At 66.6% G+C, this 25,330-nt stretch carries 18 protein-coding genes and 2 tRNA genes; 19 read left to right on the top strand and 1 reads right to left on the bottom strand.

What is annotated here, in order from left to right:
* Positions 1-135: 135 nt before the first annotated feature.
* The 18 genes from ilvD to ACLH0K_RS10595 all read left to right on the top strand — a co-directional run bounded on the left by ilvD (position 136) and on the right by ACLH0K_RS10595 (position 22,966).
* A complete protein-coding gene (gene ilvD / locus ACLH0K_RS10680; protein WP_411373584.1) occupies positions 136-1,854 on the top strand; it encodes a dihydroxy-acid dehydratase in 1,719 nt (572 codons plus the stop codon).
* A 382-nt stretch (positions 1,855-2,236) separates the two neighbouring features.
* On the top strand, positions 2,237-4,141 hold the full coding sequence (locus tag ACLH0K_RS10675) for an acetolactate synthase large subunit (RefSeq protein WP_411373583.1): 1,905 nt from the start codon (positions 2,237-2,239) through the stop codon (positions 4,139-4,141).
* 2 nt (positions 4,142-4,143) lie between these two features.
* A complete protein-coding gene (gene ilvN / locus ACLH0K_RS10670) occupies positions 4,144-4,656 on the top strand; it encodes an acetolactate synthase small subunit (protein ID WP_138138516.1) in 513 nt (170 codons plus the stop codon).
* A gap of 82 nt (positions 4,657-4,738) precedes the next feature.
* The gene (ilvC, locus tag ACLH0K_RS10665; RefSeq protein WP_411373582.1) at positions 4,739-5,764 is read left to right on the top strand and encodes a ketol-acid reductoisomerase; all 1,026 of its coding nucleotides are present in this window, start codon (positions 4,739-4,741) and stop codon (positions 5,762-5,764) included.
* A 127-nt stretch (positions 5,765-5,891) separates the two neighbouring features.
* Positions 5,892-7,481 carry a phosphoglycerate dehydrogenase gene (serA, locus tag ACLH0K_RS10660; protein WP_411373581.1) on the top strand — a complete coding sequence of 530 codons (1,590 nt, stop codon included), beginning with the start codon at positions 5,892-5,894 and terminating at the stop codon, positions 7,479-7,481.
* A 220-nt stretch (positions 7,482-7,701) separates the two neighbouring features.
* Positions 7,702-10,497: an ABC transporter permease gene (locus ACLH0K_RS10655; protein ID WP_411373580.1), complete on the top strand. Its 2,796-nt coding sequence runs from the start codon at positions 7,702-7,704 to the stop codon at positions 10,495-10,497.
* Positions 10,494-11,249: an ABC transporter ATP-binding protein gene (locus tag ACLH0K_RS10650; RefSeq protein WP_411373579.1), complete on the top strand. Its 756-nt coding sequence runs from the start codon at positions 10,494-10,496 to the stop codon at positions 11,247-11,249. Before ACLH0K_RS10655 ends, ACLH0K_RS10650 begins: the two co-directional genes overlap by 4 nt.
* A gap of 34 nt (positions 11,250-11,283) precedes the next feature.
* Complete coding sequence (gene metG / locus ACLH0K_RS10645) at positions 11,284-12,843, top strand: methionine--tRNA ligase (protein ID WP_411373578.1); 1,560 nt, start codon at positions 11,284-11,286, stop codon at positions 12,841-12,843.
* A 68-nt stretch (positions 12,844-12,911) separates the two neighbouring features.
* Positions 12,912-13,964 (top strand): 3-isopropylmalate dehydrogenase, encoded by a 1,053-nt coding sequence (locus ACLH0K_RS10640; RefSeq protein WP_411373577.1) that lies wholly within the window; start codon positions 12,912-12,914, stop codon positions 13,962-13,964.
* Positions 13,965-14,062: 98 nt separating this feature from the next.
* Positions 14,063-15,175, top strand: coding sequence for a branched-chain amino acid aminotransferase (locus ACLH0K_RS10635; protein ID WP_411373576.1), 1,113 nt, complete (start codon positions 14,063-14,065; stop codon positions 15,173-15,175).
* A gap of 78 nt (positions 15,176-15,253) precedes the next feature.
* Positions 15,254-15,985: an MBL fold metallo-hydrolase gene (locus ACLH0K_RS10630; protein ID WP_411376464.1), complete on the top strand. Its 732-nt coding sequence runs from the start codon at positions 15,254-15,256 to the stop codon at positions 15,983-15,985.
* Between the two features lie 36 nt (positions 15,986-16,021).
* Positions 16,022-16,798 (top strand): fumarylacetoacetate hydrolase family protein, encoded by a 777-nt coding sequence (locus ACLH0K_RS10625; RefSeq protein ID WP_411373575.1) that lies wholly within the window; start codon positions 16,022-16,024, stop codon positions 16,796-16,798.
* A 54-nt stretch (positions 16,799-16,852) separates the two neighbouring features.
* Positions 16,853-18,367 (top strand): glutamate--tRNA ligase, encoded by a 1,515-nt coding sequence (gltX, locus tag ACLH0K_RS10620; RefSeq protein ID WP_411373574.1) that lies wholly within the window; start codon positions 16,853-16,855, stop codon positions 18,365-18,367.
* Complete coding sequence (locus tag ACLH0K_RS10615; protein WP_411373573.1) at positions 18,367-19,146, top strand: HAD family hydrolase; 780 nt, start codon at positions 18,367-18,369, stop codon at positions 19,144-19,146. The genes gltX and ACLH0K_RS10615 overlap by 1 nt, the downstream gene beginning before the upstream one ends.
* A gap of 66 nt (positions 19,147-19,212) precedes the next feature.
* Positions 19,213-19,284 (top strand) — tRNA-Gln (locus ACLH0K_RS10610).
* Positions 19,285-19,412: 128 nt separating this feature from the next.
* Positions 19,413-19,488, top strand: a tRNA-Glu gene (locus ACLH0K_RS10605).
* 95 nt (positions 19,489-19,583) lie between these two features.
* On the top strand, positions 19,584-21,356 hold the full coding sequence (locus tag ACLH0K_RS10600; protein WP_411373572.1) for a dynamin family protein: 1,773 nt from the start codon (positions 19,584-19,586) through the stop codon (positions 21,354-21,356).
* A complete protein-coding gene (locus ACLH0K_RS10595; protein WP_411373571.1) occupies positions 21,353-22,966 on the top strand; it encodes a GTPase in 1,614 nt (537 codons plus the stop codon). Before ACLH0K_RS10600 ends, ACLH0K_RS10595 begins: the two co-directional genes overlap by 4 nt.
* A 53-nt stretch (positions 22,967-23,019) precedes the next feature.
* Here ACLH0K_RS10595 and ACLH0K_RS10590 read toward each other — a convergent pair whose 3' ends face one another.
* Positions 23,020-23,739 (bottom strand): IclR family transcriptional regulator, encoded by a 720-nt coding sequence (locus ACLH0K_RS10590; RefSeq protein WP_411373570.1) that lies wholly within the window; start codon positions 23,737-23,739, stop codon positions 23,020-23,022.
* 112 nt (positions 23,740-23,851) lie between these two features.
* On the opposite strand from ACLH0K_RS10590, the gene leuC reads away from it, so the two are divergent.
* Complete coding sequence (gene leuC / locus ACLH0K_RS10585; protein ID WP_411373569.1) at positions 23,852-25,327, top strand: 3-isopropylmalate dehydratase large subunit; 1,476 nt, start codon at positions 23,852-23,854, stop codon at positions 25,325-25,327.
* Positions 25,328-25,330: the final 3 nt, after the last annotated feature.

The following is a 25,330-nucleotide window of genomic DNA, read 5'->3' as shown; positions in this document are numbered from 1 at the left end:
GCAGGGGCCGGCGTCGTACGCGGCGTCTCAGTATTCGAGATGCATGTCCAGTAGCTGATAGAAATATTGCCCGTTTTTGCCCACTCCGGGCGCCCGCGGTCTTTCCGGCCCCCGCGGAGCCATAGACTTTTCCCTATGAGCGACACCCAGATCGAAACCGAGAACAAGCCTGACATCAAACCCCGGAGCCGGGTCGTAACCGACGGTATCCACGCTGCGCCTGCGCGCGGCATGTTCCGGGCGGTCGGCATGGGGGACGACGACTTCGCCAAGCCCCAGGTTGGTGTCGCGAGCTCGTGGAATGAAATCACTCCCTGCAACCTGTCCTTGAACCGGCTGGCGCAGGGCGCCAAGGAAGGCGTCCACGCCGGCGGCGGCTTCCCCATGCAGTTCGGCACCATTTCCGTCTCGGACGGCATTTCCATGGGCCACGAGGGCATGCACTTCTCCCTCGTTTCCCGCGAAGTCATCGCCGACTCCGTTGAAACCGTGATGCAGGCCGAGCGCATCGACGGTTCAGTGCTGCTGGCCGGCTGTGACAAGTCCCTTCCGGGCATGCTCATGGCCGCCGCCCGCCTGGACCTGTCCAGCGTCTTCCTCTACGCCGGTTCCATCATGCCCGGCTGGGTCAAGCTCGAGGACGGCTCCGAAAAGGAAGTCACCCTCATTGACGCTTTCGAAGCCGTCGGCGCCTGTGCCGCGGGCAAGATGAGCATGGAAGACCTCACCCGCATCGAAAAGGCCATCTGCCCCGGCGAAGGCGCCTGCGGCGGCATGTACACCGCCAATACCATGGCTTGCATCGGTGAAGCCCTCGGCATGTCCCTGCCCGGTTCCGCGGCCCCGCCCTCGGCAGACCGCCGTCGTGATGAATATGCCCGCAAGTCCGGCGAAGCCGTGGTCAACCTGCTCCGCCTGGGCATCACCGCGCGCGACATCATGACCAAGAAGGCCTTCGAAAACGCCATCGCCGTCACCATGGCGTTCGGCGGCTCCACGAACGCCGTCCTGCACCTGCTGGCCATTGCGCGTGAGGCTGAGGTTGAACTCACTCTGGACGACTTCAACCGCATCGGCGACAAGATCCCGCACCTCGGCGACCTGAAGCCCTTCGGCCGCTACGTCATGACCGACGTCGACAAGATCGGCGGTGTGCCCGTCATCATGAAGGCGCTGCTCGACGCCGGGCTGCTCCACGGCGACTGCCTCACCGTCACCGGCAAGACCGTTGCCGAGAACCTCGCCGCGATCAACCCGCCGGATGTGGACGGCAAGATCCTGCGCGCGCTGGACAACCCCATCCACAAGACCGGCGGCATCACCATCCTGCACGGCTCGCTGGCCCCGGAAGGCGCCGTCGTCAAGAGTGCCGGCTTCGACGCCGACGTCTTCGAAGGCACCGCCCGCGTGTTCGAACGCGAACAGGGTGCGCTGGACGCGCTGGACAACGGGCAGATCCAGAAAGGCGACGTCGTCGTCATCCGCTACGAAGGGCCCAAGGGCGGCCCCGGCATGCGCGAAATGCTCGCAATCACCGGCGCTATCAAGGGCGCGGGCCTGGGCAAGGATGTCCTGCTCCTCACCGACGGCCGGTTCTCCGGCGGCACCACCGGCCTGTGCATCGGGCACGTTGCCCCGGAAGCGGTCGACGGCGGCCCTATCGCCTTCGTGAAGGACGGCGACCGGATCCGCGTGGACATCGCCGCGCGCAGCTTCGACCTGCTGGTGGACGAAGCTGAACTCGAAGCCCGCAAGGTGGGCTGGCAGCCCCTGCCGGCCCGGTACACCAAGGGTGTCCTGGCCAAGTACGCCAAGCTGGTGCACAGCGCCAGCACCGGCGCCTACTGCGGCTGAGGCCAGGCGTCGCCGGGCTCAACCGCCGTGGTGGTTGAGCCGGCGCGCGGGCGACCCAACTGGGTAGCGCCAACTGTCGTTATGACGTCCAAAACGACAGTTGGTGCTACCCAGTTGGGAGGATGCGCCAAAAGGTGGACAATGTTGTCCACATGGTGAGATGTGTGAGGGCCTCGTTGACACCCATCCCACCAGAGGGAAAACTGAACGCATGACTTTCGTTACCGCCGGCTCCGTCGTCGTCCTTACCAAGCGCGTGGCATATTAGCCTCCACTGGTAACGAACCGTCACGCGCGAACCCCTCAAAGAGCCGACAAGGCTGAGGGGTTTTTTTATTTGCCGCTGTTTCCAAACCACAGATGATCCACAAGGAAGAGTCCGATGAGCAAAGGATCGCCGATCAGCCCCTCGCTGTTGGCTACCAAGTCCGCTGGAGCCAAAGCTCCGGAACGCGCCGACCGGACGGCTGACCACGCCGCCGTCGTCGCCGACCTTGCTGCCGTCTCTCCTGTCCTTGGGCCGAACAACGTTGTACCCCCAACGGTGATGACTGGCTCGCAAGCTATTGTCCGCTCGCTCGAAGAACTCGGCGTCGACGATATTTTCGGTTTGCCTGGTGGCGCGATCCTGCCCACCTACGACCCCTTGATGGCCTCCACCATGAATCACGTGCTGGTCCGTCACGAACAGGGAGCCGGCCACGCCGCGCAAGGCTACGCCATGGTTACCGGACGGGTCGGCGTGTGTATCGCCACCTCCGGACCCGGTGCCACCAACCTCGTTACCGCCATCATGGATGCACACATGGATTCCGTGCCGCTGGTGGCCATCACCGGCCAGGTGTCCAGCGGCGTGATCGGCACCGACGCCTTCCAGGAAGCCGACATCGTGGGCATCACCATGCCCATCACCAAGCATTCATTCCTGGTCACTGACCCCAACGACATCCCGCATGTCATGGCCGAGGCTTTCCACCTGGCCTCCACCGGCCGTCCCGGTCCCGTCCTCGTGGACGTGGCCAAGGACGCCCAGGTGGGACAGATGACCTTCTCCTGGCCGCCGAAAATCGACCTGCCCGGTTACCGTCCCGTCACCCGCGGACACAACAAGCAGGTCCGCGAGGCCGCCAAGCTGATCGCCGCGTCGACCAAACCCGTCCTGTACGTGGGCGGCGGCGTGGTCAAGGCCCACGCCAGCGCCGAACTGCTGGCCCTTGCCGAGGCCACCGGCGCGCCCGTGGTCACCACCCTGATGGCCAAGGGCGTTTTCCCCGATTCGCACTCGCAGCACGTGGGCATGCCCGGCATGCACGGCAGTGTCTCCGCCGTCACCGCCCTTCAGCAGGCTGACCTCCTCATCACCCTGGGCGCGCGGTTCGACGACCGTGTCACCGGCGTGCTCAAGACCTTCGCCCCGAACGCCAAGGTCATCCATGCCGACATCGACCCCGCGGAAATCTCCAAGAACCGCACAGCCGATGTGCCCATCGTAGGATCGGTCAAGGAGATCATCCCGGAACTGACCGATGCCGTACGTGCGCAGTTCGGTGCCTCCGGCGCTCCGGACCTCACCACGTGGTGGGCGTTCCTGAACAACCTCAAGGAAACCTACCCGCTCGGCTGGACGGAACCGGACGACGGACTCACTGCACCGCAGAAGGTCATCGAGCGCATCGGCGCCCTCACCGGCCCCGAAGGCGTATACGTGGCCGGCGTCGGCCAGCACCAGATGTGGGCCGCGCAGTTCATCAAGTACGAACGCCCGCATGCCTGGCTCAACTCGGGCGGCGCCGGCACCATGGGTTATGCCGTTCCGGCGGCCATGGGCGCCAAGGTGGGGGAGCCGGACCGCGTGGTCTGGGCCATCGACGGCGACGGCTGCTTCCAGATGACCAACCAGGAGCTTGCCACCTGCGCCATCAACAACATCCCCATCAAGGTTGCCGTCATCAACAACTCCTCCCTGGGAATGGTGCGCCAGTGGCAGACCCTCTTCTATGAGGGCCGCTACTCCAACACGGATCTCAACACCGGCCATGACACCGTCCGCATCCCAGACTTCGTCAAGCTGGGGGAGGCCTACGGCTGCGCCTCGTTCCGTTGCGAACGCGATGAGGACATCGACGCCACCATCCAGAAGGCACTTGAAATTAACGACCGCCCTGTGGTCATCGACTTCGTGGTGAGCCCGAACTCCATGGTGTGGCCGATGGTGCCCGCCGGCGTGAGCAACGACCAGATCCAGGTTGCCCGCAACATGACCCCGGAATGGGAAGAAGAGGACTGACCATGAGCCGCCACACACTTTCCGTCCTGGTTGAGGACAAGCCCGGCGTCCTGACCCGCGTGGCGAGCCTCTTCGCCCGCCGCGCCTTCAACATCAACTCCCTCGCCGTGGGCCCCACCGAAGTGCCGGGTATCTCCCGCATGACTGTGGTGGTCGACGCAGAAGGCGACCTGATCGAACAGGTCACCAAGCAGCTCAACAAGCTGATTAACGTCATCAAGATCGTTGAGCTGACCTCCGAATCTTCCGTACAACGCGACCACATCCTGGTCAAAGTACGTGCGGATGCCGCGACACGCCTGCAGGTTACCCAGGCTGCAGACCTGTTCCGCGCCTCAGTGGTAGACGTCTCCACCGACTCCGTCGTCATTGAGGCCACCGGCCATCCCGATAAGCTCACGGCACTGCTCTCGGTGCTGGAGCCCTTCGGCATCCGCGAAATCGTGCAGTCCGGCACCCTGGCCGTTGGACGGGGATCCCGCTCCATGAGTGACCGGGCGCTGCGCTCCGCCTAGGCGACTGCCTGGGGCGGACCTCCGCCCGTAACCGCAGCACCACCAGTACCTATTTACAAACCACTCAAGAGGAGTTACGCAAGTGACTGAAATGTTCTACGACGACGACGCCGACCTGTCGATCATCCAGGGCCGGAAGGTTGCCATCGTCGGCTACGGCTCCCAGGGCCACGCCCACGCGCTGAACCTGCGCGATTCCGGCGTCGACGTCGTGATCGCCCTGCAGGAAGGCTCCCGGTCCAAGGCAAAGGCCGAGGACGCCGGCTTCACCGTCAAGAACGTCGCCGACGCCGCCGAATGGGCCGACGTCATCATGATCCTTGCGCCGGACCAGCACCAGCGCTCGATCTACAACGAGTCCATCAAGGAAAATCTCGCTCCGGGCAAGGCCCTGGCCTTCGCGCACGGCTTCAACATCCGCTTCGGCTACATCCAGGCACCGGAAGGCGTTGACGTCATCCTCGTCGCCCCGAAGGCGCCGGGCCACACCGTCCGCCGCGAGTTCGAAGCCGGCCGCGGCATCCCGGACATCATCGCCGTCGAACAGGACGCCTCCGGTTCCGCCTGGGAGCTGGCCAAGTCCTACGCCAAGGCCATCGGCGGCACCCGCGCCGGCGTCATCAAGACCACCTTCACCGAAGAGACCGAAACCGACCTCTTCGGCGAGCAGGCAGTCCTGTGCGGCGGCGTGTCCCAGCTGGTCCAGTACGGCTTCGAGACCCTGACCGAGGCCGGCTACCAGCCGCAGATCGCCTACTTCGAGGTCCTGCACGAGCTCAAGCTCATCGTTGACCTCATGTGGGAAGGCGGCATCGCCAAGCAGCGCTGGAGCGTTTCCGACACTGCCGAGTACGGTGACTACGTTTCCGGCCCGCGCGTCATCACTCCCGAGGTGAAGGAAAACATGAAGGCCGTCCTGGCCGACATCCAGTCCGGTGCCTTCGCCAAGCGGTTCATCGAGGACCAGGACAACGGCGGCATCGAGTTCAAGGAACTGCGCGCCAAGGCCGAGCAGCACCCGATCGAGGCCGTAGGCCGCGAGCTGCGTGCCCTGTTCTCCTGGCAGCAGCAGGACGTGGACTACGTCGAAGGCTCCGCAGCGCGCTAATTGCTGCCGGGGACGTACCCCTTCAACGCCCAGGTGAGGCCGGGCTCACACTTAACAATGTGAGCCCGGCCTTTCCGTCGGCCTAGACTTGTTTCCATCCCCAGGACTGCAACGCAGAGGATCAGCCGTGTCAAAACCCGTAGTACTGCTCGCCGAAGAACTTTCCCCCGCCACCGTCGAGGCCCTTGGCCCGGACTTTGAAATCCGCCAGACCGACGGCGCGGACCGGTCCCAGCTGCTCACGGCGATCAGCGACGTCGACGCCATTTTGGTCCGCTCCGCAACCCAGGTGGACGCCGAGGCCATCGCCGCAGCGAAGAACCTCAAGGTCATCGCCCGCGCAGGAGTGGGACTGGACAACGTGGACATCAAGGCCGCCACCCAGGCCGGTGTCATGGTGGTCAACGCGCCCACCTCCAACATCGTCTCCGCCGCGGAACTTACCGTGGGCCACATCCTTAGCCTGGCCCGCCACATCCCGCAGGCCAGCGCCGCCCTTAAGGACGGCGAGTGGAAGCGCTCCAAGTACACGGGCATTGAGCTGTTCGAAAAGAAGATCGGCATCATCGGCCTGGGCCGGATCGGTGCCCTGGTGGCAGCCCGCCTGAAGGGTTTCGACACCAAGATCCTTGCCTACGATCCCTACATCACCTCCGCCCGCGCCGCGCAGCTCGGCGTTCAGCTGGTCACCCTGGACGAGCTTCTGGCGCAGTCCGACTTCATCACCATCCACATGCCCAAAACCCCCGAAACCGTGGGCATGCTGGGCGCCGAAGCCTTCAAGAAGATGAAGAACACCGCCTACGTCGTCAATGTTGCCCGCGGCGGCCTGGTGGACGAGGACGCGCTCTTCACAGCCCTTCAGGACGGCGAGATCGCCGGTGCCGGCGTGGACGTCTTCGCCAAGGAGCCCAGCACCGACCTTCCGTTCTTCAAGCTGGACAACGTGGTAGTGACGCCCCACCTGGGTGCCTCCACGGACGAAGCGCAGGAAAAAGCAGGCGTCTCCGTGGCCAAGTCCGTCCGTCTGGCCCTTGCCGGCGAACTGGTTCCGGACGCCGTCAACGTGGCCGGCGGCGTCATCGCCCCCGACGTCCGCCCTGGCATCCCGCTGATTGAGAAGCTGGGCCGCATCTTCACCGCCCTGACCCACGATTCGCTGACCCAGTTCGACGTCGAGGTGGCCGGCGAGATCTCCTCCCTTGACGTCAAGGTCCTGGAACTCGCCGCACTGAAGGGGATCTTCGCTGACGTCGTGACCGAACAGGTCTCCTACGTCAACGCCCCGGTCATTGCAGAACAGCGCGGCATCAACGTCCGCCTGATCACCACCCCGGAAACCGAGTCATACCGCAATGTCCTGACCCTGCGCGGCGCCCTCAGCGACGGCAGCCAGATCTCCGTGGCCGGCACCCTGACCGGGCCCAAGCAAATCCAGAAGCTGGTAGGCATCAACGGCTTCGAGGTTGAAATCCCCATCAGCGAGCACGTCGTGGTGGTCGGCTACACCGACCGTCCCGGTGTCATCGGCACCATCGGCCACATCCTGGGCATGAACAACATCAACATTGCTGGCATGCAGGTGGCCCGCCACGACCAGGGCGGCCAGGTGCTCGCGCTCCTGACCGTGGACAGTTCCGTGCCCCAGCAGGTACTGGACGCCATCAAGGCTGGCATCGGCGCCGAGATGGTCCGCGAAGTGGACCTGGAGGACTAGCCTCCCCGGGTTCCAGGGAAACGCCGTACCCGCGGCTGCCGCCCGGCGTGTCCCGGCGGCAGCCGCAGATGGTTGGCCGGTCTGCTTACAATGGCTTGGTCCTGGTTCAGGACCAAGCCGGCAGGCCGGCCAATACTTTTTGCACATCCGTCCGTAGTCGTCCATGCCCGCCGCGAACGGACACGTTTGTGCGCACGCAATCCACGTTTCAGGGAGTTCAATGAACGCCGTCCAGAGGTTCATCAGAAGCAAAGTGCTGCTGTTGACCGCGGCCATCTTGATCGCAGCAATGTGCTTGTCGGTCCTCGTCCAAAGCCAGTCGCAGGCTGCACTCAACCGGACAGTGGATGAGAATTCACGGGGACTGTACGACGTCCTCGTCCAGGCCAAGGCGCCTGCCGGGGCACTGCTGCAGCCCGAGATCGCCACCGGCACCGGCGGAATCAGCTTTGAACAGCTGGAGTCGATCAGGAAGCTCGCCGGCACGTCCGTGGCGGCACCCATCAGCCTGGTCTCGCGCGTGACGCAGAACCTTGAGTCCCCGCGCCTGGACGCCATGGACTACTTGGGCTACAACGCCGGGCTTGCCGGGACCGCGACCGCCGACCAGGCAGCAGGTGCCACCGCCCCGGAGCAATGGCCTGCCGCCGAATCGGTACTCAGCGACGAGCCAAAGAAATACCGCCTCACCGCAAGCGCCGTGAGCTCCGACGGTGTCTCCGAGCAGACGCTGTTCAAGTCCACCGCCGAAGGAAGCCTGGGCAAGGCAAAGCTCGTTGAGGAGCGGGCGGCCGGGGGCAGCAGTATCCGCATCGCTGCCCCCGAGGGTGAAACGGGCATCAAGTTCCCGGCGCCTGCGGGCGGCTCGGAGCACAACCTCTTCAACCTGTCGGTGTCCCTGCCGCTTGCGCCCGAGGTCACCGAATCCGTGGTGGCAGTGGACCCCGCCGCCGAGCGCGCCCTGCTGGGTTCCGCCGGCGACTTCCTGGCACCGCTGGAAAAGGCTCCGCCCGCCGACGCCCGCGATGCCGGTGCAATTGGCCGCTACTTCGAGGGCCTCTTCACCACCGGCATCAGCCTGGACCAGCTGGACGAGGGCCCCGACTTCCTGGGTGTGAAGCTCAAGTACTGGGCGCCCATGATGACCCAGTACCAGCAGGCAAAGCGCAGCGGCCAGCTGACCGCAGACTCCCAGGCCATTCCGTTGATCGTCCGTTCCGGCACGTCGCTGGACCTGACATACAACGTCAAGATTGAGGAAATCGACGACGCCGGCAAGGTAGTCGCGGACGTCGGCACCGTTTCCCGCTCGCTGGGCAAGGATTACCTGCCGTTCGTTTCGAAGGAGCCCTTCGTGCTGTCCTGGCCGGGCTCCACGGACCATTCCTCCCTCCTGGGTGCCGGCGGAAACTTCAACCAGGGCCTGTACACCCCGGCGAAGTGGAGCACGGACTTTGCCGCGGCGCCGAAGTACACCGACGGCGAGGCCGCTGCCAACGGCGCGGTGGACAAGACGGCCGTTCCCGGTGAGTGGGTCACCGTCAACCGGCTGCCGGAGAAGAGCGCCAACGGTGCCCCGGTGGACCAGACCCAGCGCGAACCCGTGGACGAGCGCTCCTACCGCGAAAACCTGGCGACGGGGGAGCAGTCCGCGGCGCCGCTGCCCATGGTCTACGGAACCTTCGACCCGGCGGCTGTTGCAGAGGCAGCCGGCGACGTCAACAAGCTGCCCCTGGGCGGGTACGACCCCACCCCCTTCACGCTGGTGGAGGACGCCGAAGGCAAGGACGTTGATCCCAAGGAGCTCGAGCCGTCGCTCAGCGCCACCGGCCTGGCCAGCCAGTCCGCCGGCGCCATCACCGACTACTACGGCCTCGCGGCGGCCCGCGGCTACACAGAAAACGCGGATGTCATCGACGCGGTGCGCGTCCGCGCCAAGGCGCCAGGCAGCTGGAAGGAAGCCCAGCCCGAGGTTGAGAAGCTCGCCGGCGAAATCCGGGCCATGGGCCTGGAAGCCACCGTCGTTGCCGGCTCTGCGCGCGAGGACGCCAGCATCTTTGTCCCCGGCTACTCCAAGGACGACGCCGGCAAGGAATCCCCCCTGGGCACCGTCCAGCAGTCCTGGGTGCGGCAGAACGCGGCGGAAGCCGTCACCGGTTCGCTGTCCGGCACCAACGTCACCCTGCTGTTCCTGACACTGTGCGGTGCCGCCCTGCTCACCGGCGCGTCCACCGTGAGCTACATCCGCAAGCGCCGGAGCGAAGCGGGCACCCTCCGTGCCATGGGCTGGACGCAGCGGCGGATCCGCAGCTGGGTCCTCGAGGAGTTCGGCGTCGGGGCCGTGCTGCTGGCCGCCGCCGGCCTGGTGCTGAGCCTGGTCAGCTGGAGCCTTTCCACGGCGCTGGTCTGCGTTGCGGTGCTGGTGCTGTACGCGGGTGCCGCTTTCTTCGCTGCCCGGCAGCTGCGCCACCGCGACGTCATCGACCAGGAGCCGCAGCATGACGAACGCCTGATTCCGGTGGACTCGCCGCTGACGTTCGCCAACAGGCAGTTGGGCACCAACAAATTCAACACCCTCGCGCTTGCCATCGCCGTCGGCGTCTTCGGTGCCGCTGTTGGGGGACTGGTGGCCCTGTTGATCGACATTCCCCGCGCCGCCGGCGCCAGCGCACTCAGCGGGCTCGCGGCCGCGGCCGTGGCACTGCCGAGCATCCTGCTGGCCCTCGCCGGCGTGGTGGTAGGCCTGGTCCTGACCCTCGTAACGGGCCGGTTCGAGCTGCAGGCCAAGCGCCAGTACCTTGGCATCCTGGAGGCGATGGGCTGGAACCCGGATATGCTCCGCCAGGTCCGATTGTTCGAAAATGCCCTGGTGGGAACGGTGGCACTGCCGCTGGGCGTGCTGGGCGCCCTTGGCATCGGCCTGCTCCTGGCCCCCTACGCCGCCCTGTGGGCAGGCGTAGCCGGCCTCATCGCTGTACTTTGCTGGATACCGATTTCAACGAAAGTGGTCCAATGACAAACCCGACCAATGTCCAGCGGAGCCGCAGGAGCGGCTCCGGCGAGGTTCCCCTGCAGACCCGCGCCAACACCATTGTCAAGGCTGCGGACCACGCCACCCCGCTGGAACTGAGCGACATCACCATCCGCTACGGCGGAGGCAAGGGCGGCGCCGAGCCCGTCAGCGTCGTGGAGGGCTTCGACCTGACGCTGCACGCCGGCGAAATGCACTGCGTCGCCGGCCGCAGCGGCTCCGGCAAGACCAGCATCCTGACCGTGGGCGCGGGACTGACGCTGCCGACGTCGGGCCGCGTCTTCTGGGAAGGCGATTCCCTCGAAAGCATGGGCGACGACGAAATCGCCGACCGCCGTCGGGCCCTCATTGGCTACGTTGACCAGGGCGGCGCGCTGATCGACGGCATGAGCGCCCTCGAAAACGTCCTGCTGCCTGCCGTACCCGACGGTGAAGTGGAGCAGCGCCGTGACATGGCCAAGGACCTCCTGGACCTGGTGGGCCTGGGCCGCCGGATGCGGCACCGTCCCGCGCAGCTGTCCGGCGGCGAACGCCAGCGCGTTGCGATCGCCCGGGCCCTCATCCTGGGCACCAGGGTCCTGGTGGTTGACGAGCCCACCGCAAGCCTTGACCGTGCCTCCGCCAACCGCATCATCAGCATCCTGAAGGACACCACGAATGATGGCATTGCCGTTCTGGTGGCGTCACACGACCACGAACTGGTCCGGCTCAGCGATACCCTGACTGAACTGATCTAGCCTGTCCCTCCGCACCGAAGGTAACCGTCCGCCCGTGACTGCTTCAGAGAAAACGCCGTTCTACCTCACCACGGCCATCACCTACCCCAACGGTGTACCGCACATCGGCCACGCCTACGAGTACATTGCCACCGACGCCATGGCCCGCTTCAAGCGCCTGGACGGCTATGACGTGATGTTCCTGACCGGCACCGACGAGCACGGGATGAAGATTGCCCAGACGGCTGAGAAGGAGGGCATCAGTCCCAAGGAACTGGTGGACCGGAACGCGGAAATCTACAAGGCGGCGCACGCGGCCCTGGGGATCAGCTACGACCGCTTCATCCGGACCACGGACGCGGACCACTACGCCGCATCGCAGGCAATCTGGAAGAAGATGGAAGCGAACGGCGATATCTACCTGTCCAAGTACGAGGGCTGGTACTCCGTCCGGGACGAGGCTTTCTACGGCGAGGACGACACCGTAGTCAAGGACGACGGCGTGCGGTACTCGAAAGAGACGGACACCGAAGTGACATGGACGGCCGAGGAGAGCTACTTCTTCAGGCTGTCCGCGTACCAGGACAAGCTGCTGGCCCTTTACGAGGCACAGCCCGAGTTCGGCGCGCCGCAGTCTCGCTTCAACGAGGTCATCAGCTTTGTCCGGCGCGGGCTGGAAGACCTTTCGATCAGCCGCACCACCTTCGACTGGGGAGTGCCCGTTCCGGGCAACGACAAGCACGTGATGTACGTGTGGGTGGACGCGCTGACCAACTACCTGACAGGTGTTGGATACCCGGACGTCGATTCGGAGAAGTTCCGGAAGTTCTGGCCCGCCGACGTGCATATCATCGGCAAGGACATCTCCAGGTTCCACGCCATCTACTGGCCGGCGTTCCTGATGAGTGCCGGACTGGAACTGCCCAAGCGGGTCATGATCCACGGCTTCCTGCACAACAACGGCGTCAAGATGTCCAAGTCGCTGGGCAACGTGGTGGCTCCGGCCGACTTCGTTGAACAGTACGGCCTGGACCAGGTGCGGTTCTTCTTCCTCCGCGAGGTTCCCTTTGGTGCCGACGGAAGCTACAACCATGAGGCGATCGTGGGGCGGATGAACTCCGACCTCGCCAACAACTTCGGAAACCTGGCCCAGCGCTCCCTCTCAATGGTTGCCAAGAACTGCGCCGGCGCCGTTCCCGTCCCGGGCGAATTTACTGCCGCGGACACCGCAATCCTCGAGCAGGCCGGGGGGCTCCTCGAAGCCGCCCGGGCGGCCTTCGACAAGCAGGAATTCAGCCGCGCGCTCGAAGCCATCTGGGGCGTCCTGGGCGACACCAATGCCTACTTTGCCGAGCAGGCCCCGTGGGTCCTGCGGAAGACCGACGTCGAACGCATGAACACCGTGCTCTACGTGACGCTGGAAGTGCTGCGGATCGTCTCCATCCTCGCCCAGCCGGTGATGCCCAACGCCACGGCCAGGATGCTGGAGGCGCTGGGCCAGCCCGGGGGGGATTCGCGGCAGTTCCAGGCCATTGCGACGCCGATCGCCGCCGGTACGGCCCTGCCCGCGCCCACCCCCGTCTTCCCGAAGTATGAGGAGCCCGCGGAGGCCTAGCCCCTAGGGGCTGTTCAAGATCTGAGACGTGTTGACCAGCATATGGATGACTTGGCTACCCTGAAAGCATGAGCGCATCCTCCATCGATCTTGCAGTAATCCCCGGCGACGGCATTGGCCCTGAGGTAATCGCCGAGGCAGTCAAAGTACTGGAGAAGGCCGTGGCCGCGGAAGGCGTGGAGCTCAAGCAGACGCACTACAAGCTCGGGGCCGAGCACTGGCTGGCGACCGGTGAAACCCTGCCGGACGAAGTCCTGGCGGACCTGCGGACCCGCGATGCCATCCTCTTCGGTGCGGTAGGCGCGGCGCCGGGCGACACCCGTATCCCCTCCGGGATCATCGAGCGCGAGATGCTCCTGAAACTGCGGTTCAGCCTGGACCACTACGTCAACCTGCGGCCGTCCCGGCTTTACGGGACGGTGGGCAGCCCGCTTGCCAACCCGGGCAGCATCGACTTCATTGTGGTGCGGGAGGGAACCGAAGGACCCTATGTGGGCAACGGCGGCAGCCTCCGTGCCGGCACTGCGCACGAGGTGGCCACGGAAGTTTCGCTGAACACCGCCCACGGTGTGGAGCGGGTGGTGCGCGATGCCTTCCGCCGGGCCAGCACCCGTGAACGCAAGCACGTGACCCTCGTCCACAAGCACAACGTCCTGGTCTACGCCGGCCACTTGTGGAAGCGCACGGTCGAAGCCGTCGCCAAGGAATTCCCCGAGGTCACCCACGACTACCTGCACGTCGACGCCGCCACCATCTTCATGGTCACCGATCCGTCCCGCTTCGACGTGATCGTCACGGACAACCTCTTCGGCGACATCCTGACCGACCTCGCCGCGGCCGTCACCGGCGGCATCGGCCTGGCCGCATCCGGAAACATCAACATGGACCGGACCGCGCCATCCATGTTCGAACCGGTCCACGGCTCCGCCCCGGACATCGCCGGCCAGGGCAAAGCGGACCCCACGGCAGCCATCCTCTCCGCGGCGCTGCTGCTGGACCACCTGGGCTACACCCGGGCGGCCAAGCGGATTGAAGCGGCAGTGGTGGCCGACGTGGAAAAGCGCGACGGCGGCGCACGCAGCACCAGCGCCGTAGGCGACGCCATCGCCGCGGGCCTGTAGCGCCGGGCCTGCCGGCATCGGGCGTAAGCTTGTCTCGAATCACCAAATGCTGCCCTGCCGTTCAGCGCTGAACCCGGGCGGCCGATCGTGGAGGAACCATGACCCAGACTGCCCACGGCGTCGAATTCAGCCAGCACTTCTCGGCCAACCCGAAATCTGCTGAAGAGCGTGCAGCCATCCTGGCGAACCCGGGATTCGGCAACCACTTCACCGACCACACCGCCATCGTGGACTACAGCGTTGATGCGGACGGCAACGGCGGCTGGCACAATCCCCGGATTGAGGCTTATGGCCCCATCATCCTGGACCCCTCCGCGGCAGTGTTCCACTACGGCCAGGAAATTTTCGAAGGGCTCAAGGCCTACCGGCACGCTGACGGTTCCGTATGGACCTTCCGTCCCGAAGCCAACGCCGCCCGCCTCAACAAATCCGCACGCAGGCTGGCCCTGCCGGAGCTCCCGGCCGAATACTTCCTGGGAGCCATCCGCGAGCTCGTTGCAGCCGACAAGGAATGGGTCCCGTCAGGGGACGGTGAAGCCCTCTACCTGCGCCCGTTCATGATCGCTACGGAGGCCTTCCTGGGTGTCCGCGCCGCCCGCGAGGTCTCGTTCCGCGTGATCGCCTCGCCGGCCGGCAACTACTTCGGCGGCGAACTCAAGCCGGTTTCCATCTGGATTTCCCGGCAGTACGCGCGGGCAGGCCGAGGCGGCACCGGTGACGCGAAGTGCGGCGGAAACTACGCCGCTTCGCTCATCGCCCAGCAGGAGGCCGAGGCCAACGGCTGCAAGCAGGTGCTGTTCCTGGACCACTTTAATGACGATGCCGTGGAAGAACTCGGCGGCATGAACGTGTTCTTCGTGATGAAGGACGGTTCGCTTGTCACCCCCGCGCTGACCGGCACCATCCTGGAGGGCATCACCCGGATGTCCGTCATCCAGGTTGCCAAGGACATGGGCCGGGAGGTGGCCGAGCGGAAGGTCACCCTTGATGAGTGGCGCGAGGGCGTAGCCTCCGGCGATATCGCCGAAGTCTTCGCCTGCGGCACCGCCGCGGTCATCACCCCTATCGGGGTGCTGAAGGACGCCACCGAATTCATTGGCTCCGAGGACGCAAAAGCAGGGGAAACCACCATGGCCATCCGCGAGAAGCTGCTGGGCATCCAGACCGGAACGGTGCCGGACACCCACGGCTGGCTGACCCGCCTGGCCTGAGCCGCCACACCGCCCGCACCCGTGCTCCAGCACAGCTCCGGCCAGACCCGGTTCATCCTTGCCCCCAATCCCGGGCCAATGAGCCTGGACGGGACCAACTCCTACGTGTTGCAGGCATCCGGGCATACCTCGGTGGCGGTGGTGGACCCCGGCCCGCTTGAGGAAACCCACCTGCGGGCGCTGGCGGACTGCGGAGACGTTGAACTGATCCTCATCACCCACCGCCACGCCGACCACACCGCGGGGTCCGCCCGGCTGCAGGAACTGACGGGAGCGCCGGTCCGGGCGGCGGACCCTGCCCACTGCCACGGCGGGGGGCAGCCGCTTCGGGACGGCGAGGTGCTCCATCCTGCGGGAGTGGAGATCACGGTGCTGGCCACCCCGGGCCACACGTCCGATTCCATGTGCTTCCACCTGCCCGGTGACGGGGTCCGCGGTGCGGTGCTGACGGGGGACACCATCCTGGGCAGGGGCACCACCGTGCTGGACTTTCCCGACGGCACCCTGGGAAGCTACCTCGCCACCCTGGACAGGCTCGAAGCGTTGGGGCCGGCCACCGTCCTGCCCGCCCACGGTCCGGTCCTGCCGTCGCTCGAGGCGGTCGCCCGGGACTACCGCCTGCACCGGCAGGACCGCCTGAACCAGATCCGGGCTGCGCTCGACCGGCTGGGCCGGGACGCAACCGCCGGTGAGGTGGCAGACGCCGTCTATGCCGACGTCGTACCGTCGGTCCGGCGGGCAGCCGAACAGTCGGTCGCCGCCCAGCTCCACTACCTGCGCCAGGAAGCCGGGCAGGCACCGGGCCGGTGACAGGCCGCTACAGCGCGGAACGGTAGGGTAGGGACCATGCGTATTGCCAGGTTTGTTGTCGATTCTGATCCCCTGTACGGCATTGTTGAAGGAGAGCCCGGCAGTGAGGAAATCACTGTCATCCACGGCGACCCCTTTTTCAATGGGGTGGAGCGCACTTCCGTCCGCCACAAGCTGGAGGATGTCCGGTTGCTGGCGCCCATCATCCCCCGCAGCAAGGTTGTGGGGGTGGGCCGCAACTTCGTGGAACACGCGCACGAGCTGGGCAACGAGGTGCCCGCGCAGCCGCTCCTGTTCCTGAAGCCCAATACCGCCGTCGTGGGTCCCGGCGACCCGGTGATCCTGCCGGAATTCTCCGAGGAGATCTCCTTTGAGGCGGAACTGTGCGTGGTGATCGGCAGGATCTGCAAGGACGTTCCGGAGGACCGGGTGGATGACGTCATCTTCGGCTACACCTGCGGCAACGATTTCACCGCGCGGGACGTCCAGAAGTCTGACCTCCAGTGGACCCGCGCCAAGGGCTTTGACACCTCCGCTCCGCTGGGGCCGTGGATCGAGACCGACCTTGACCCCGAGGACCTGCAGATACAGGCCCGCCTGAACGGCGAACTGCGGCAGGACGGCAGCACCAGCCAGATGATCAGGGGAGTGCGCGAACTCGTGTCCGTTGTCTCCCAGGCGTTCACCCTGCTCCCCGGTGACGTGATCATGACCGGAACACCCGCCGGCGTTGGCCTGGTCAGCCCGGGTGACCGCATCGAGGTGGAGATCGAAGGGATCGGACGGCTGTCCAACCCTGTCGTGCGCCGCTGAGCCGGTCCGCCGGGCCGGGAAGGGGGCAGGGCAGGCGGTAAAGTTGAAGCCACTATGACTACCGCTTCTGTACCGCCTGCTGCCGCCATCCCGCCCGTGACCGCCGATACCCCGGTCCGGGTCCGCTTCTGCCCCTCGCCCACCGGCACCCCGCATGTGGGGCTGGTCAGGACAGCCCTGTTCAACTGGGCGTACGCCCGGCACACCAAGGGCACCCTGGTGTTCCGGATCGAGGACACGGATGCGGCGCGGGACAGCGAGGAGAGCTACCACCAGCTGCTGGAGGCACTGAAGTGGCTGGGCATCGACTGGGACGAGGGCGTCGAGGTCGGCGGGCCGCACGAACCATACCGGCAGTCACAGCGCAGCGACATCTACCAGGACGTCATCAAGCGGCTGCGCGACGCCGGCTACATCTACGAGTCGTACTCCACCCCGGAAGAGATCGAGGCCCGCCACCGCGCGGCCGGGCGGGATCCCAAGCTCGGCTATGACGGCTTCGACCGGCACCTGACCGGGGAACAGCTCGCCCAGTACAAGGCCGAGGGCCGCGAGGCGGTACTCCGCCTCCGCATGCCCGACGAGGACATCACCTTCAACGACCTGGTCCGCGGTGAGATTACCTTCCGCGCCGGGTCCGTTCCCGACTTTGCAGTGGTGCGCGCCAACGGTGCACCGCTGTACACCCTGGTGAACCCGGTGGATGACGCGCTGATGGAGATTACGCACGTCCTCCGCGGCGAGGACCTGCTCAGCTCCACCCCGCGGCAGATTGCGCTGTACCGCGCGCTCCACGCGGTTGGCGTGGCCAAGTACATGCCCGAGTTCGGCCACCTGCCCTACGTTATGGGACAGGGCAACAAGAAGCTTTCCAAGCGCGATCCCGAGTCGAGCCTCTTCCTGCACCGCGAGCGGGGCTTCATCCGGGAGGGCCTGCTCAACTACCTGTCCCTGCTGGGCTGGTCCCTGAGCGCGGACGAGGACATCTTCACCGTGGACCAGCTGATGGAGCACTTCGATATCCATGACGTCCTGGGCAACCCTGCGCGCTTCGACCTAAAGAAAGCCGAGGCCATCAACGGAACGCACGTGCGGATGCTCTCTCCGGAGGACTTCCGGGAGCGGCTGGCGCCGTACCTGCGCGCCGCGGGCCTGGTGGGCGAAATCCTCACGGACCGCGAGGAGGAGATCCTCACGGAGGCGGCTCCACTGATCCAGGAGCGCATCACCCTGCTGGGCGAGGCCCCGGAGATGCTGGCCTTCCTGTTCAAGGCCGACGACGCCATCGACATCGCCGATGATGCCCGCAAGGGCCTGCCCCAGAACCTGGAAGAGGTCCTGGATGCTGCCATCGCGGCGCTGGAACCGGTGGAGGAGTGGACCGCGGAGAACATCCAGACCGTATTGAAGCAGGCACTGGTGGAGGACCTTGGCATCAAGCCGCGCCTCGCCTTTGGCCCGGTCCGCACCGCAGTTTCCGGCCGCCGGATCTCGCCCCCGCTGTTCGAATCCATGGTGATCCTGGGCAAGGAGTCCTCCCTGCGCCGGCTCCGGACCTTCCGCGGCTGATGACTGCCCCCGGCAAGGCGCGCGGCGGCGTCCTGGAAACTCCTTTCGGCGCGGTGCGGGGCGTCCTCTTCGACATCGACGACACCCTGGTGGACCTCGAGTACTCGATGACCACCGCCCTGCGCGAGGTCAGCGAACACCTCCTGCCCGGCCTGGACAAGGCCGGGTGGGAGCGGTTCGGCCGCATCTTCACACATGAGACCACGCACTACTACGACCAGTACCTGTCCGGTGAGCTGACGTTCAACGAACAGCGGCTCCTCCGCGGCCGCGCGGCCCTTGGGCACTTCGGCGTGGAACTGGCCGACGGCGAGGAATCGCACCAGTGGCTCAGCGCCTACATCGAACGGCAGCCGGCATACGTCAAGCCCTTCCCGGACGTGCTGCCCCTGCTCGACGCCCTGGACGGTGCCGGCATCCCCTACGGAGCGGTCAGCAACAACGTCCACGGCTACCAGCGGGCAAAACTGGACGGCGCCGGCCTGGACCGCGTGACACACCTGGTGGGCACGGACACGCTTGGGGTGCCCAAGCCCAATCCCGCCATCTACCTTGAAGGTGTCCGGCTCCTGGGCACCCCTGCGGCCGAAACGCTGTATGTGGGGGACAACCGGCTGCTGGACGCGGAAGGTTCGACGGCGGCAGGGCTGCTGGGCGTTTGGCTCAACCGTACAGGGGAGCCCGGGCAGGGGTACGACGGCCCCATGGTCGCCTCGCTGGACCAGCTGGTCACCCAGATCACACCTGGCCGATTTGTGCGGGCAGAAAGTCTCGGGTAAAGTAATTTCTCGTGCTGAGGGGCACGGAGCAGGGCAAAGGCCCTAAAACCGGCCCGAAAGTGCCATTGGGATATGGTGTAATTGGCAACACTACGGTTTCTGGTACCGTCATTCTAGGTTCGAGTCCTGGTATCCCAGCTCTGGTTTGCAGGCCTTTATGGCAGCAGGACAGAACAGTTTCAAACGGTCCGCCGATTTGAAACCAAAGCACAGTGTGTGAAACAATCACTGAGCTTGACCAGCGGAAACGCTGGCAGGAAGTACACGGCCCCATCGTATAGCGGCCTAGTACGCCGCCCTCTCACGGCGGTAACGCGGGTTCGAATCCCGCTGGGGTCACCAAGGAATGGTCCCGGGCACCAGCCCGGGACCATTTTTGTATTCCCGGTGCCGGCGTCCCGGCGCATGGACTGCTGCTGAACTGGCATGATGTTTTTGTGACCTCCCGCAACGAGCACGATGCCCACGCCCGGCCGGAGCCTGCCGCGGACGCGGTGGCGCTGCTTGAGGGGGTGCGGGACGGTCTTGGGGACGTTACCTTGCCGCTGGCGCTGCCGGACGTGGAGCAGGCCCGGCTCGAGGCAGCCGCTGCAGCGCGGCAGCTTGATGACTACATCCTGCCGAGGTACCGGAGCCTGGACGCCCCGCTCCTCGCCGTTGTCGGAGGTTCCACCGGCGCCGGCAAGTCCACCCTCGTCAACGCGCTCGTTGACCATCCCGTCACCCGTGCAGGTGCCATCCGCCCCACCACGCGCCAGCCCATCCTGCTGCACAACCCGTCCGAAGCGGCGTGGTTCGAGGGCCAGCGCGTCCTTCCCGGCCTCAGCCGGATCCGCGGCGTCCTCGCCGGCGGCAATGTCCCGTCAAGCCGCGCCGGTGCCGAACCGGATGCCGGCGCCATGTCCTCGCTGGTGCTGCTCGCGGACCCCGCCGTGCCCGCCGGCGTTGCCCTCCTCGACGCGCCCGACGTCGACTCCATCTCCGATGAGAACCGGAAGCTTGCCGGGCAGCTGCTGGCTGCCGCGGACTTGTGGATCTTCGTTACCACGGCCAACCGGTACGCCGATGCCGTCCCCTGGAAGCTGCTGCTGAACGCCGCCGCCCGGGACATCATGGTGGCCGTGGTGCTGGACCGCGTGCCGCCGGGCGCGGAGGCGGAGGTCAGCGAGGACCTGCGGGCCCTCCTCAACAGGGAAGGCCTGGGCGGCGCGCAACTGTTCATCATCCCCGAGACGGCACTGGATTCCATGGGCATGCTGCCGGAGGGGACGGTCCGCCCGCTGCGGGGGTGGCTGGAGGACCTCGCTGCCGATGCCGCGGGCCGTTCGGACGTGGCCCGCCGGACGTTGAACGGGGCCGTCCGCGCCCTCGCAGAGCGGGTCTCCCGGATTGCCCAGGCAGCCCGCGAACAGCAGCGCGCAGCTGCCGGCCTTGAGGCCGGAGCCGTCTCGGCCTACGAAGATGCCGCGGGACGCATCATGGAGGCTACGCGGGACGGAGCGCTCCTGCGCGGCGAAGTGCTGGCGCGCTGGCAGGACTTCGTGGGCACGGGTGAGTTCTTCCGGAGCCTGGAACAGAACGTGGGACGTTTCCGGGACCGGCTTGGGGCCTTCTTCCGGGGTGAGCCGCCGCCAGCGGTCCGCGTGGAGGCGGCCATCGAGACCGGTTTGCAGGCCGTTATCCTCGATGAGGCAGCGAACGCCGCCGAAGAGACGGACCGGCGCTGGCGGGCCGACACCGCCGGCCGCCGGCTGCTCGGCACAGACGACCTGTCCGGTGCTTCCGCAGGCTTCGCCGACCGGGCTGCCGCCGAGATCCGGGCCTGGCAGGAGGCGCTCATGGAGCTCATCCGCGTTGAGGGCCAGGGTAAACGGACGCAGGCGCGCTGGCTCTCCTTCGGCATCAACGGCCTGGGGGCTGCGCTGATGATTGTGGTGTTCTCGATGACTGCGGGACTGACCGGCCTGGAGATCGGCGTTGCAGGCGGGACCGCCGTCGTCGGCCAGCGCCTGCTCGAAGCTGTCTTCGGCGAGGACGCGGTCCGGCGCATGGCTGAAAAAGCACGTGAAGACCTCGCGGTCCGCTGCCGGCGGCTGCTCGACGAAGAGCAGCAGAAGTTCCTGTCCCGGCTGCCGGACAGGCAGGACATCGCGGACAACGCCCTCACCGCGCATGCCGATGCCCTTGCCCGGCTGGCGGGCAGCGCGTGAGCCGGCACAGCGGAAGCCGGGAGTCCTCCCGGCTGGACGGACGGCTGCAGGCGCTCAACGATGCCCGGGAACTCGGCGAAGGCGTCCTTCCGGACGAGGTACTCAAGGACGTTGTGCGCGTCCTTGAACGCGCCAGCTCGCGCCGTTCCCTGTCCGCAGACCACACAGTGGTGGGCTTTTTTGGCGCCACCGGCAGCGGAAAGTCGTCGCTTTTCAACGCCGTCAGCGGCGCGGAGATTGCGACGGCGGCAGCGCGCCGTCCCACAACGTCGGAACCGCTGGCAGGGGTCTGGGGAGCGGACGGCAGCGAGCCCCTCCTTGACTGGCTGGACGTGCGCACCCGGCACCACGCCGCCGCCGTGGACGGCTTCGCCGGTGAGGACACCGGACTGATCCTGCTGGACCTGCCTGATTTCGACTCCACCCGGGAAGCCAACCGCAGGGTGGTCCAGCGGATGGTCGGCCTGGTCGATGTCATGGTGTGGGTCCTGGATCCGCAGAAATACGCGGATGCTGCTGTCCACAACGGCTTCCTCGCTCCGCTGGCCTCCCATGGCGCCGTCACGCTGGTGGTCCTCAACCAGGCGGACCGGCTCCCGGAACGCGACGTTGCCCCGGTCCTTGCATCCCTGCAGGACATCCTCTCGCGCGACGGCCTCGGCAAGGTCCGCGTGCTCGCCACATCAGCGGTGACCGGTGCCGGTATCGACGAGCTCCGGGCGGACATCCGCCGCGTTGCCGTGCAGCGAAAGGCGCAGTCGCAGCGGCTGGCTGCGGACATCACCAAGGCCACGGAAGAGCTTCGCGCTGCTTCCGGGGACGGGGAAGCCGCGGGCGTCCGGCCGGCAACGGAGGACCGCCTGGCCGATGAGCTCGCGGTGGCGGCGAACGTGCCCGTGGTGGTCCGCGCCGTGTCCAGGTCCTACCGGCTCGAGTCGCTGCGCCGAACCGGCTGGCCCGTCACCCGGTGGCTTGCCCGATTCCGCCCCGACCCCCTGCGCCGCCTGAATCTTCGCAGTGATGCGCCAGCGGAACTGAACCGCACGTCCCTGCCGGTTGCCGGTGCATCCGAGCGGGCCCGGACGGACGCAGCCGTGCGTGCCTTTGCCGATGCCGCCAGCGCGGGAGCGCCGGGACCATGGCGGGCTGCCATCAGGAGCGCTGCCCGGGAAGGCCGGGAACGGCTCCCCGATGCCCTGGACCAGGCCATTGCGGGAACGGATTTGGGCGCGAACCGCAAGTCATGGTGGTGGGGCGTGTTCAACGTGGTGCAGTGGCTGGCACTGTTGACGGTGCTGGGAGGGCTGGGCTGGCTGGGCGTGCTGGCCGGGCTGGGATACTTCCAGATGCCGGTGCCGGAGGTGCCGCGGGTGGAAGGCTGGCCGGTGCCCACACTGATGATCATCCTGGGCGTGGTGCTGGGTATCTTCCTGGCCCTGACAGGCCGTTTCATCGCCGCCGGGGCGGCCGGTGCAAGGGCCAGGCGGGCACACAGGCGCCTGCGCACCGCTGTCGCCTCCGTGGCAGGGAAACTCATCGTCGAACCCGTGGAGGTGGAAGTCAGCAGGCTGGCCGCCTTCAACACGGCACTCAGGAAAGCGGCGGGGTAGCCCGGCCTGGTGCCGGCCCCATCCAGCAGCCTGAAAGGATGGGCGCCGGCGCGTCAGTCGTTGTTCTTGCGCAGCGCCTCGGTGAGGATCCGGCCGGCGTTGCACACCACTTCCGCGTGCAGCCTGCCCGGCTGCCGCGTAAGCCGCTCGATAGGGCCGGAAATGGAGACCGCGGCGATGACGCGGCCCGAAGGCCCCCGCACAGGTGCCGAGACGGAGGCGACCCCCGGCTCGCGTTCGCCGAGGCTCTGGCCCCAGCCCCGCCGTCGTACGCCTGCCAGGACCGTGGGTGTGAAGCGGGCGGACTGCAGGCCCTCCAGCAGGCGGTCGTGGTCCTCCCACGCAAGGAGCACCTGGGCCGCGGAACCGGCCTTCATGGACAGCTGCGTGCCCACCGGGATGGTGTCGCGCAGGCCGATGGGACGCTCGGCCGAGGCCACGCAGACGCGCCAGTCACCCTGGCGGCGGAAGATCTGGGCGCTCTCACCGGTGGCATCGCGCAGCTGCATCAGGACCGGCCCTGCGGAGGCAATCAGGCGGTCCTCTCCGGCCGCCGATGCCAGTTCCACGAGGCGGGTGCCCAGGACAAAGCGTCCCTGGATGTCCCGGCTGACCAGGCGGTGGTGGACAAGGGCCAGCGCGAGGCGGTGGACAGTGGGCCGTGCGAGCCCGGTCGCCGCCACGAGCTGCGCAAGGGTCGTGGGGCCGGCCTCAAGTGCATCCAGCACCTGGGCAGCTTTATCAATGACACCGACTCCACTAGAATTGTCCATGTAATGATATTGCCGTCTCAATATCTGAGATGCAAATCTTTCGGCTGGCGCAGTGTGAGCCGTCCTGATTCAGTTGGATTCATCAGCCAAACAGCAGTGAAGGGAGATGGCCATGGGTAAGACATTGGCCGAGAAAGTCTGGGACGCGCACGTGGTGCGCAAAGGCGACGGCGCCGGAGCCGATGCCCAGCCTGACCTTCTCTACATCGACCTTCACCTGGTCCACGAAGTGACGTCCCCGCAGGCCTTCGAAGGCCTGCGCCTGGCAGGCCGCAAGCTCCGCCGGCCGGACCTGACGATTGCAACGGAGGACCACAACACTCCGACGCTGGACATCGACAAGCCTATCGCCGACCTCACCAGCCGCACCCAGATCCAAACCCTGCGCAACAACTGCGCCGAGTTCGGCGTCCGCCTGCACAGCCTGGGCGACGCCGAACAGGGCATTGTGCATGTCGTGGGTCCGCAGCTTGGACTCACCCAGCCGGGCATGACAGTGGTGTGCGGCGACTCGCACACCTCCACCCACGGTGCGTTCGGTGCGCTGGCGATGGGCATCGGCACCTCCGAGGTGGAACACGTCATGGCCACCCAGACGCTGTCCCTGAAGCCGTTCAAGACCATGGCCATCAACGTCGAAGGGACCCTGCGCCCCGGCGTGACCGCCAAGGACATCATCCTGGCCGTCATCGCCAAGATCGGCACCGGCGGCGGGCAGGGATACGTCCTGGAATACCGCGGCTCGGCGATCCGCGCCCTGTCCATGGATGCCCGGATGACCATCTGCAACATGTCCATCGAAGCCGGTGCACGTGCCGGCATGGTGGCACCGGACGAAACCACGTACGCGTACATGTCGGGCCGCCCCCACGCCCCCGAAGGCGCGGACTGGGACGCCGCCGTCGAGTACTGGAACACGCTGAAGACCGACGACGACGCCACCTTCGACGCCCAGGTGGACCTGGATGCCGACACGCTGGAGCCGTTCGTCACCTGGGGCACGAACCCCGGGCAGGGCGTGTCGCTCTCCGAGTCCGTCCCGTCCCCGGAGGACTTCGGCGATGAGAACGCCAAGGCAGCAGCCGAGCGTGCCCTGCAGTACATGGGGCTCGAGGCCGGCACCCCCATGAAGGACATCCGCGTCGACACCGTCTTCCTGGGCTCCTGCACCAACTCCCGGATCGAGGACCTCCGCGCTGCCGCGGACATCATCCGCGGCCGGGAAAAGGACCCCAAGGTCCGCATGCTGGTGGTGCCGGGCTCCGCGCGGGTCCGCCTGGAGGCCGAGGCCGAGGGCCTGGACCGGGTGTTCAAGGACTTCGGCGCCGAATGGCGGTTCGCCGGCTGCTCCATGTGCCTGGGCATGAACCCGGACCAGCTGGAGCCGGGGGAGCGCTGCGCCTCCACCTCCAACCGCAACTTCGAAGGGCGCCAGGGCAAAGGCGGGCGCACCCACCTGGTGTCCCCGGTGGTGGCGGCAGCCACGGCCGTGCGCGGCACGCTCAGCTCGCCGTCGGACCTCGGCCCCGCCCCCGAACCGGTGGTTGAACCCGCCGGCACCGCCATCCCCACCAACGACGCAGCCTAGGAC

The sequence above is a fragment of the Arthrobacter sp. MPF02 genome, from assembly GCF_046605375.1.
Lineage (GTDB): Bacteria > Actinomycetota > Actinomycetes > Actinomycetales > Micrococcaceae > Arthrobacter.
This window is presented reverse-complemented; position numbering and strand designations above follow the sequence as displayed.

Excerpts from the sequence above, each read along its gene's own strand:
- leuC (WP_411373569.1), top strand. The coding sequence starts at position 23,852 with ATGGGTAAGACATTGGCCGAGAAAGTCTGGGACGCGCACGTGGTGCGC.
- ACLH0K_RS10640 (WP_411373577.1), top strand. The coding sequence starts at position 12,912 with ATGAGCGCATCCTCCATCGATCTTGCAGTAATCCCCGGCGACGGCATT.
- ACLH0K_RS10615 (WP_411373573.1), top strand. The coding sequence starts at position 18,367 with ATGACTGCCCCCGGCAAGGCGCGCGGCGGCGTCCTGGAAACTCCTTTC.
- ACLH0K_RS10590 (WP_411373570.1), bottom strand. The coding sequence starts at position 23,739 with ATGGACAATTCTAGTGGAGTCGGTGTCATTGATAAAGCTGCCCAGGTG.
- ACLH0K_RS10655 (WP_411373580.1), top strand. The coding sequence starts at position 7,702 with ATGAACGCCGTCCAGAGGTTCATCAGAAGCAAAGTGCTGCTGTTGACC.
- ACLH0K_RS10675 (WP_411373583.1), top strand. The coding sequence starts at position 2,237 with ATGAGCAAAGGATCGCCGATCAGCCCCTCGCTGTTGGCTACCAAGTCC.
- ACLH0K_RS10635 (WP_411373576.1), top strand. The coding sequence starts at position 14,063 with ATGACCCAGACTGCCCACGGCGTCGAATTCAGCCAGCACTTCTCGGCC.
- ilvN (WP_138138516.1), top strand. The coding sequence starts at position 4,144 with ATGAGCCGCCACACACTTTCCGTCCTGGTTGAGGACAAGCCCGGCGTC.
- ACLH0K_RS10625 (WP_411373575.1), top strand. The coding sequence starts at position 16,022 with ATGCGTATTGCCAGGTTTGTTGTCGATTCTGATCCCCTGTACGGCATT.
- ACLH0K_RS10650 (WP_411373579.1), top strand. The coding sequence starts at position 10,494 with ATGACAAACCCGACCAATGTCCAGCGGAGCCGCAGGAGCGGCTCCGGC.
- ilvD (WP_411373584.1), top strand. The coding sequence starts at position 136 with ATGAGCGACACCCAGATCGAAACCGAGAACAAGCCTGACATCAAACCC.
- gltX (WP_411373574.1), top strand. The coding sequence starts at position 16,853 with ATGACTACCGCTTCTGTACCGCCTGCTGCCGCCATCCCGCCCGTGACC.
- ACLH0K_RS10630 (WP_411376464.1), top strand. The coding sequence starts at position 15,254 with ATGAGCCTGGACGGGACCAACTCCTACGTGTTGCAGGCATCCGGGCAT.